This window comes from Massilia genomosp. 1, assembly GCF_011682185.1.
In the GTDB taxonomy this organism is placed as follows: Bacteria; Pseudomonadota; Gammaproteobacteria; order Burkholderiales; family Burkholderiaceae_D; genus Telluria_A; species Telluria_A rubra.
This window is the reverse complement of the sequence record NZ_WHJF01000179.1, coordinates 1-7,005: the sequence shown is the minus strand read 5'-3', so window position 1 is coordinate 7,005 and position 7,005 is coordinate 1. Positions and strand designations below refer to the sequence as shown.

General features: G+C 61.3%; 5 protein-coding genes and 2 pseudogenes. 4 read left to right on the top strand and 3 right to left on the bottom strand.

Going from position 1 to position 7,005, the window contains the following annotated elements:
• Nucleotides 1-69: 69 nt before the first annotated feature.
• Nucleotides 70-492 (bottom strand): DUF4360 domain-containing protein, encoded by a 423-nt coding sequence (locus tag F1735_RS32035; RefSeq protein ID WP_167240866.1) that lies wholly within the window; start codon nt 490-492, stop codon nt 70-72.
• 150 nt (nt 493-642) lie between these two features.
• Entirely contained in the window at nt 643-774 is a 132-nt protein-coding gene (locus F1735_RS37615) for a hypothetical protein (RefSeq protein WP_267876715.1), read from the bottom strand.
• 285 nt (nt 775-1,059) lie between these two features.
• On the opposite strand from F1735_RS37615, the gene F1735_RS32030 reads away from it, so the two are divergent.
• From F1735_RS32030 to tnpC, 4 genes and pseudogenes are all read left to right on the top strand, one after another.
• On the top strand, nt 1,060-4,797 hold the full coding sequence (locus F1735_RS32030) for a PAS domain-containing protein (protein WP_167240865.1): 3,738 nt from the start codon (nt 1,060-1,062) through the stop codon (nt 4,795-4,797).
• A gap of 265 nt (nt 4,798-5,062) precedes the next feature.
• Complete coding sequence (tnpA, locus tag F1735_RS32025) at nt 5,063-5,356, top strand: IS66 family insertion sequence element accessory protein TnpA (protein WP_167240863.1); 294 nt, start codon at nt 5,063-5,065, stop codon at nt 5,354-5,356.
• Nucleotides 5,356-5,697, top strand: coding sequence for an IS66 family insertion sequence element accessory protein TnpB (tnpB, locus tag F1735_RS32020; RefSeq protein WP_166882630.1), 342 nt, complete (start codon nt 5,356-5,358; stop codon nt 5,695-5,697). Before tnpA ends, tnpB begins: the two co-directional genes overlap by 1 nt.
• 54 nt (nt 5,698-5,751) lie before the next feature.
• Nucleotides 5,752-6,690, top strand: a pseudogene (tnpC, locus tag F1735_RS32015) (IS66 family transposase); the annotation flags it as partial.
• Nucleotides 6,691-6,776: 86 nt separating this feature from the next.
• On the opposite strand, the pseudogene F1735_RS37035 reads toward tnpC, so the two are convergent.
• Nucleotides 6,777-7,005 (bottom strand): annotated as a pseudogene (locus F1735_RS37035) (IS6 family transposase); the annotation flags it as partial.

The window sequence follows — 7,005 nt, the reverse complement described above, 5'->3', positions numbered from 1 at the left end:
TGGCCGCCGCCCTGCACGCGAAAAAAAACCTCGCGTGCAGGGCGGCGGCCGCGCGAAGCGGTCATCTTGTCAAGCGATTTCGACGTTCAATCGTAAAAAAATCGACAGGCTTAAGTCCGGTAGATTGCCTCTGGTACCGGCGAAGAAATACTCGACGTTAAATTGCGAAGTCGCTAAAGCAGGCAGCTTATTGAAGCCGCGATAGTCGATTTTCAAGACAGCAACGCTCATGCCTGACGGTACGTGCACTGGAATTGCAATGTTGCAGCTCTTGCGGTCAAACGTTTTACCCGTTTCGCCACCTACCGAAATCTGGTACTGGTCAAACAGCAGACTTAAGGATTTCGCGTCAGGGCTCAGCGTGGCTGATACAGAGCCAGCAGGGCAGCCAGTGCCACCGTATCCGGGGGTCCCTAAGGAGATATCGTCAGGATTAGCGAAAGCAGGAGCGCTGAGCGCGAGGGTGGATGCGAGCAGAAAGGCAATTTTCATAGTTTTTCTCCATAGGTGCGATCAAGGGAATTTCCTATCCAGGTAGGAAAAGGCGTATGGACAGAATAATTGCGCTCGATTTAAACAGGTGTATTGCGCCAGTTTCAGCTGTAAGAAGAAGTAACGATAATTCAACACTACATTGGTCGATCATTCCCCAGTCGAAACCATCTTCCGTTCCTGCTCGCCATTCTCAATGGCATAGGCGCGCTGCGTCTTCCCGCCCACCTGCCATTCCGCCAAACGTGCCTGCCATAACTGTTCGCGATCCGTATTTTCCACCCTGAGCCCTCCCGAAAATCAAGAAGTGCAGGGTGAGCGTGGAAATAAGGAAATCATAGGTGGGATGGCCGGCTGCCTACAATAGATCAGCGCTTCCTTAGCGTACTATTTTGTCCGAATTCTGTGGGTGCCTCAAGGTAAGTGCAATGACGGAAGGGCCGTTCTACAGAAAATTTGGGGTTTAAGGTGCAGTGGAACGGAAAACCGGGTTAAGAAGCCCAGTTCGCGCTGTCCACGATGTGCCGCTGTGAGACAATCGGGAATATTCCATTGAACGAACCCCCTATGCTGAGCGCACAGATGCCATTAGACGAACGGGAGCGCTTGCGAGCGCTGGAACAGCTCGACGTGCTCGACTCCGCGCCCGAGCGTGAGTTCGATGCGCTGGTGGCAACTGCTGCCTTGGTGTGCGGCGTCCCGATCTCCCTGATCAGCCTGATTGATCGCGACCGGCAATGGTTTAAGGCCAATTTAGGCCTCCCCGGGGTGACCGAAACACCCCGGGACGTCGCGTTTTGCGCTCACGCGATCCTTGATGACGGCATCTTCGAAGTGCCTGATGCTCTGGCCGACCCCCGCTTTGCCGACAACCCATTGGTGGCCATGGCGCCTGACATCCGTTTTTACGCCGGCGCCACGCTGCGCTTGAGTGACGGCGCTCACGTTGGCACGCTGTGCGTGATCGACCGTGTACCACGCCGTCTGAGTGAGAAGCAGCGCGAGGCGCTGCGCCTGCTGTCGATTGCTGCCATCCAGGCGCTGGAATCACGTCGTATGGCACGGGCTTTTGCGGCCAGTGAAACCCGTTTTCGCACGCTCAGCGAGGCATCGCCGTTAGGCGTGTTTGCCATCGACGCGGCCGGCGGCTGCATCTACACCAATGCGCGCTGGCAAGCCATCTACGGCCTAAGCAAGGCCGAGGCTCTGGGCGACGGCTGGAACCACACAGTCCATCCCGACGACAAGGTCGCCGTCTTCGCTCACTGGCAGCACTCAGCGGAACTGAAGCAAGAATTCGACATGGAGTTCCGGGTCCGCCGCCACGATGGCACAGTGCGCCATGTGCGCTCTGTTGCGCGTGCCTTGCTGGATGGCGATGACGGGGTCACCGGCTACGTCGGTTCGGTAGAGGACACCACCGAGCGTTTGCAGTCGCGCCGAGCACTCGACGAAGAACGCGAGCGCCAGGCAGCGATCATTCAGGGCACCGGCGCGGGCACCTGGGAATGGAACGTTCAGACCGGCGAGACGCGCTTCAATGACCGCTGGGCCGAGATCGTAGGGGTTACCCTGGACGAGCTTTACCCCACCACTATCCAGACCTGGGCCAATCTGGCCCACCCCGAGGACATGGTGCGATCCAGTGCGCTGCTTCAGACTCACTTTACGGGCGACACGCCGTATTACGAATGCGAGGCGCGCATGCGCCACCGCGACGGACACTGGGTCTGGGTGCTCGACTGCGGCAAGGTGCTGACCCGCACTGCAGACGGCCAGCCCGAATGGATGTTCGGCACACACCTGGATATCACGGCGCGTAAGGTGCAGGAAGAACGATTGCGCAAGAGCGAGGAACTGCTGAACCGCACCGGCGCTCTAGCTCAGGTTGGCGGTTGGGAGGTCGACATTGGCAACGGCAGCATCCTCTGGTCCGAGCAGACCTGTCGCATCCACGGCGTGGAGTCTGATTACCAACCCCAGCTTGCTGAGGCAATCAACTTCTATGCGCCGGAAGCGCGCCGCACCATCGAGGCGGCCGTGGCGCAAGCCATGGCCGACGGCACGAACTGGGACCTGGAACTGCCTTTCATCCAGAAGGGCGGTCGCAGGATCTGGGTGCGTACGGTAGGCAATGCGGAGTTCGAGGGTGGAACGCCTGTGCGGCTGTTCGGCGCATTCCAGGACATTACCCGGCGCGTCCAAGATCGCCTTGCTCTGGAAGCCGCTCAACAGCGCGTCACGCTGGCGACCGAAACCGCTGGCATTGGGGTGTGGGAGCTTAACCTGCAAACCGGCGTGCTTACCTGGGATGCCCTGATGTACGCGCTTTACGGTCTGCCTGAGGGATCTGGTAAGGACGGCTACGAGCTCTGGGCTCGGCACCTTCATCCCGCTGATCGAAGCCGCGCCGAGCTAGAGTTCAATTCGTCCTTGGAAAGCGGTGCCGACTTTCGCTCCGAGTTTCGTGTGATCTGGAGCGACGGCTCCGTACACTTTCTTCGTGCCGCTGGCACTGTGACGCGTGACGCCGCAGGCAAAACTCGGCACATTGTGGGCGTGAATTGGGATGTGACGCCACTGCGCGAGCTCACCAACCAACTGGCCGAACAGCACGAGCTCCTTCGCGTGACCCTGCAGTCGATCGGCGACGCCGTGATCACCACCGATGCGCACAGCCAGGTGACCTGGTTGAACCCGGTGGCCGAGCGCATGACCGGCTGGCTGTCCGGCGAAGCGCTCGGACGGCCACTGACCCATGTCTTTCACATCGTCAATGAAGAGACCCGGCATCCCACCGAGAACCCTGTGGCCACCTGTCTGGCACAGGACAAGATTGTGGGCTTGGCCAACAACACGGTGCTCATCTCACGCAACGGCGATGAGTTCGGCATCGAGGATTCCGCTGCGCCGATTCGCAGTCGGAGTGGTGACGTGCTCGGCGTCGTGCTGGTCTTTCACGACGTGACCGAACAGCGTCGACTGTCCGGCGAGATGAGCTACCGCGCCACGCACGACGCCCTCACTGGCCTGGTCAACCGCGCCGAGTTTGAGACCCGTTTGCGCCGTACGCTGAACAAGGCTCACGAGGAACGTAGCGAGCATGCCCTGCTGTACATCGACCTCGACCAGTTCAAGCTCGTGAACGACGCCTGCGGACACTCAGTGGGCGACCAGCTCCTGCAGCAGGTGGCCAAGCTGCTGCGCGAAGCCGTTCGTGCGCGCGACACCCTGGCCCGCCTTGGGGGGGACGAATTTGCGGTCATCCTGGAGCACTGCCCGTCCGACCAGGCCCAGCGCGTGGCACAGCAGATCTGTGACCGCATGGAGGACTTCAGGTTCCTGCACGACGATCGCCGCTTCCGCATCGGCACCAGCATCGGCCTGGTGCCTGTGGACCACCGCTGGGCAAGCACGGCCGCCGCCATGCAGGCGGCAGACACCTCATGCTACGCCGCAAAGGAGGCGGGCCGCAACCGAGTGCATGCGTGGTTCGACACCGACCAAGCCATGCGCGCACGTCATGGCGAAATGCAGTGGGCCTCGCGGCTGGAGCAGGCGCTGGATGAGGACCGGTTTGCGCTCTATGCGCAGCGCATCGAAACACTCTGCGAGGGCTCCACGGGCCTTCACGCGGAAGTACTCATCCGCTTGCTGGATAGCGATGGCAGCCTGATCCAGCCGGGGGCCTTCCTACCGGCTGCAGAGCGCTTCCACATGGCCACGCGTATAGACCGCTGGGTACTCAAGCGCGCTATGCAGCAGATTCAGGCTATGCCAGACGTGAATGCTCTTGACACTTTGTGTATCAACCTGTCAGGGCAGTCGGTGGGCGACCGGGCGTTTCACCGGCATGCCATCGACGCGTTGACCGAAGCCGGCAGCGCGGTTTGCCGGCGCATCTGCTTGGAGATTACGGAGACCGCCGCCGTCACGAATATGGCCGATGCTGCGAACTTCATCGAACAGGTCCGCGCTCTCGGGACTAGGGTGGCCCTCGACGACTTCGGCGCCGGGGCTTCATCATTTGGATACCTGAAGACTCTCAAGGTCGATCTGCTGAAAATCGACGGCAGTTTCATCCGCGACGTCATCGACGATCCGCTGGACGCCGCCGCAGTACGCTGTTTCGTCGACGTGGCCCGGGTGGTGGGGGTAAAGACGGTCGCCGAATTCGTGGACCGGGCGGAAGTGCTAGCGTACGTGCGCGAGATTGGTATCGACTACGCTCAAGGGTTCTTGCTGCACAGACCCGAGCCGATCGAGAACCTGCTCGGCGCTGCCGAGCCACTCGCGCACGTCTGAATCAACGTAGCTGCTCATCGGTACGGTGTTGCATCCCCCCGCACACCTGCATGTGCGGTGCCCCGGGACGACAGCAGGCGAGGCGTATTCAGCTTAAGCTACTGATAGTATAGGTGCGAGCTCCAGGTTATCACGGCACACCGTGAAGCGTGGGCCGTCAAAGACCGTTAGCGGCTGAGATCAAAGAACGTAAGCATCCAGCCCACCCATCTATGAATTCCTGAACGCTGCGGCCACACTCCTTTCTTCAATTTCGAGGAGAAATATGGTGGCAAATGTGGAGCAAATTAACGAGTGGCAGGAGCGCGTGGCACGGTGGCAGGCAAGCGGCCTGTCCCAGCGCGCATTCGCTATTGAGAACGGTGTCTCTCAACGCCAGGTCAGCTACTGGGCGCGGCGGCTGGGCGAAGCGCAGTTGTCACCAGCATTTTTGCCTGTGCGTGTGACGCCTACTGGCGCTTCCAGCGGTATCGTTCTGCGCAGCGAACGCGGCTGGACCGTGACCGTGCCGCTCGACGTGCCGGCCAGCTGGCTGGCCGAGTTGATGCGCGCGCTGTGATGGATGTTTCGGCAGATAGCATTTGGCTTGCCACTGCGGCGGTAGATATGCGCACTGGCATTGATGGGCTGTCATTGCACGTGCAGCAGGCGCTGGGCCGTCCGCCCTGCGACGGCACGGCGTACGTGTTTGCCAACCGGCGCCGCACGCGCTTAAAAGTGGTGTGCTGGGATGGCACCGGCGTCTGGATGTGCCTGCGCCGGCTGCACCGTGGCCAGTTCATTTGGCCCGCAGCCGACGAGGCAAGCTGGCAGGTCAGTGCCGAACAGTGGCAGTGGCTCATCGCTGGTGTGGACTGGCAGCGCCTGTCGGCGCCCGCCCCTGCGCAGTGGCGCTTATGACGACGTAAACTGTTGTGCTTGTAAACGTCGTCCGAGACCGGTAAACTGCTCGGCATGAATCTGCTCGACGAACTTGCCCGCACCGACATCGCCCCAGCGCTGCTGGCGCAGGTGCAGGCGCTGATCGAACAGCAGCAGGCCAAGCTCGCCGAGAAGGACTTCAAGATCAAGGCGTTGACGTTCGAGCTGGCTTATTACAAGCGCGTGCGCTTTGGCAAGGCCAGCGAAGCACTGGTCGGGGAACAGCGCATGCTGTTCGACGAGACCGTCGATATGGACCTCGCGGCCATCGATGAGGAACTGCGCAGCCAGGCACCCGTCAAACCGCCACGCAAGCGCGCCGGCCGCCAACCGCTGCCGCCGGAACTGGAGCGCATCGAGCACCGCCATGAGCCCGAGTCGTGCCAGTGCGGCCAGTGCGGCGCCGACCTGGTCAAGATCGGCGAGGACGTCAGCGAGCAACTGGACGTGGAGCCAGCGCGCTTCTTCGTGCACCGCCACATTCGTCCGCAATATGCTTGCCGTCCCTGCGAGACGGTGACAGCAGCGCCGATCCCGGCTGCCGTCATCGATGGTGGCATGGCCGCAGTGGGCCTGCTGGCCTGGATCGCCGCCTGCAAGTATCTCGACCACCTGCCGCTGTACCGGATCGAGCAGATCGCAACGCGCCAAGGCGTGCCACTGGCCCGTTCGACCCTGGCCGACTGGATCGGGCGCATCGGCGTGGCCCTGCAGCCGCTGGCGGACCGGCTGGCCGAACTGCTGCGCCAGCACGATTGCCTGCATGCCGATGAAACGCCAGTGCGCCAGCTCGATCCGGGCAGTGGCAAGACGCGCCACGCCTACCTGTGGGCCTATCGTTCCGGCGTGCACGATGACGGCCCGCCGATCGTCGTGTTCGACTACCAGACCAGCCGCGCGGGCGCCCACGTGCGCTCGTTCCTGCACGGCTGGCGCGGCCACCTGATGGTGGACGACTATGCCGGCTACAAGGGGTACTGTCAACTTGCTGAATCGAAGGCGGAACCAGAGGCAATTCGGCTCGATCCGGCTGTATTGAGATCTTGGGATGCTGTAAATTATCCGTTCATCGCTACATCGGTTATCTGGTTCCAGAGTGAGAATGCTTGAGTGCGGACGTGACGATATTGCTGCGCCGACAGCTGGTTACGCTGGCACCGGAAGGCGTTGTTGATAGGGCCATGAGCCGACAGGAAACGCTGTGCATGGCCAGGTGATTTGAAGCGGCGCATCTGCCGTTCTCGTTGTCGCGTTGGCTGGTGTGATAGCTCGGCGCGATTGTTCAAA

Coding starts and splice junctions, on each gene's coding strand:
- F1735_RS32035 (WP_167240866.1), bottom strand. CDS start 492: ATGAAAATTGCCTTTCTGCTCGCATCCACCCTCGCGCTCAGCGCTCCT.
- F1735_RS32030 (WP_167240865.1), top strand. CDS start 1,060: ATGCTGAGCGCACAGATGCCATTAGACGAACGGGAGCGCTTGCGAGCG.
- tnpA (WP_167240863.1), top strand. CDS start 5,063: ATGGTGGCAAATGTGGAGCAAATTAACGAGTGGCAGGAGCGCGTGGCA.
- tnpB (WP_166882630.1), top strand. CDS start 5,356: ATGGATGTTTCGGCAGATAGCATTTGGCTTGCCACTGCGGCGGTAGAT.